The 1558-nt window shown below is 35.6% G+C and carries 3 protein-coding genes; all 3 read right to left on the reverse strand.

Features of this window, described 5'->3' with window-relative positions; genetic code table 11:
- Positions 1–3 precede the first annotated feature (3 nt).
- Positions 4–333, reverse strand: coding sequence for a four-helix bundle copper-binding protein (locus JI665_RS28170; RefSeq protein ID WP_206846284.1), 330 nt, complete (start codon positions 331–333; stop codon positions 4–6).
- A gap of 115 nt (positions 334–448) precedes the next feature.
- Positions 449–793, reverse strand: coding sequence for a class I SAM-dependent methyltransferase (locus JI665_RS28825; RefSeq protein WP_244671354.1), 345 nt, complete (start codon positions 791–793; stop codon positions 449–451).
- A gap of 98 nt (positions 794–891) precedes the next feature.
- Positions 892–1068 carry a hypothetical protein gene (locus tag JI665_RS28830; RefSeq protein WP_244671353.1) on the reverse strand — a complete coding sequence of 59 codons (177 nt, stop codon included), beginning with the start codon at positions 1066–1068 and terminating at the stop codon, positions 892–894.
- Positions 1069–1558 lie beyond the last annotated feature (490 nt).

Here is a 1558-nt window from a genome sequence, read left to right on the forward strand (position 1 = left end):
TGCTTATTGTACCATTTGACGGCAATCATCTGCGCATTTAAAGCAAGCATCTGCACATTTTTGACAATGTTCATGTTGATGTTTCTTGCATTCGTTTCCACATGCTTCACAAATTTCGGCACATAATTGACATATCTGTTTTATAAAGGGGCTATTGGATTGCATCGATTTTGCAGCAAAAGCACAAATATCTGCACAATCACGATCCATCCGGATACAGTCTACCATCATTTTCAAATCATCCTCGCGAAGGCATGCATCATAACAAATATTGCAGGCCTCCATACATTCAAGACATGCCTGAATGCATTGTTCATAGGTTTGGCTATACATAGGATCATCCTTTCCAATATTCTAATTCATTAAATAGATTCCCCCTGCTTTAAGAAAATAAACTGCATAAAAAATGCATAATTTTGCATAGCCTCATTCAACAAATTACTTGTATTTAATTATTTGGCCCTAAAGTAAGTTTTCGGACAACCGTACCTATTAATGGAATATTATCTACTATAACTAGTCCTGATAGATCTATATTATGTAGTGTATCCCGGTTAATATTGGCTCCCCAAAGCCTAACTGTTAATGGATTAAGCGCGTCCATTAACACTCCTGCAAGAGGGTTGCTGCTTCTCATATGCTCAATCATAAAAATCTCTCCTTCAGGCTTACATACTCTTTTAAGTTCCTTTAACCCTTTTACCGGATCAGGAACAGAGCAAAACACACAGGTTGAAACGATAGAGTCGAAAGTATTGTCAGGGAATGGAAGGACCTGGATATCAGCATTCATCAAATTCACTTTAAAATCTACTTGTAATTTTTTTTCTTCTTCCTTGCTATGTTGAGCATTCCTTCACTAAAATCTACGCCAGTTAAGGAATTAATATGTTAAGGACAATATTTAAGGTTTAATCCTGTTCCGATCCCTACCTCCAGAATGTCTCCTCTGACATTGGCCAATAGACTATTTCTCCATTCATCCTTAATCATCTTATCCATCCAGTCATAGAGAAGAGAAATTCTGTCATATCTTTGTATGATCACTTCATTTCTTGAAATATCCATTTCTTCACACCTATCTTTTTGAGATTAGTTTCTCAAAAAAGTATGGACTTTTTTTGGATTTGAAGTATCCATTGTAACAGGAAATGATTAGGGGGGAGCGGGTTATAAAAACGGTTGTTCTCCTTATAAAGATTAGAGGAGTATGCCTGTACTTTGGTGATCCTCAAAGAATGATTTGTAAACCGATAGATATCCTTTGTAAAGAATTCACTATTATCTAAATTAAAAAAGCCGAATATATACAAGAGAAAAGGCTTGTATACATTGGCTTTCCTAATATTCTTTGAATATCTAATAGGTAGTGTTGTAAGGGAATAACAGAATCAAATCTTCACCAACAATGGATTCTTGTTAGTGCTTTGCTGGTTAATTAACTCCCCGCATAGCTATGATTTGTTTTCCCAAACTTTCGTCTAAAAACAATCATAACTGCTGCACCTATAATTAGGCTGAGGGACATAACTTGGGCTATTCTTAAAGATTCTGTTAG

Source organism: Bacillus sp. NTK034, assembly GCF_017303275.1.
Lineage (GTDB): Bacteria > Bacillota > Bacilli > Bacillales > Cytobacillaceae > Cytobacillus.

Coding starts and splice junctions, on each gene's coding strand:
- JI665_RS28170 (WP_206846284.1), bottom strand. CDS start 333: ATGTATAGCCAAACCTATGAACAATGCATTCAGGCATGTCTTGAATGT.
- JI665_RS28825 (WP_244671354.1), bottom strand. CDS start 793: ATGAATGCTGATATCCAGGTCCTTCCATTCCCTGACAATACTTTCGAC.
- JI665_RS28830 (WP_244671353.1), bottom strand. CDS start 1,068: ATGGATATTTCAAGAAATGAAGTGATCATACAAAGATATGACAGAATT.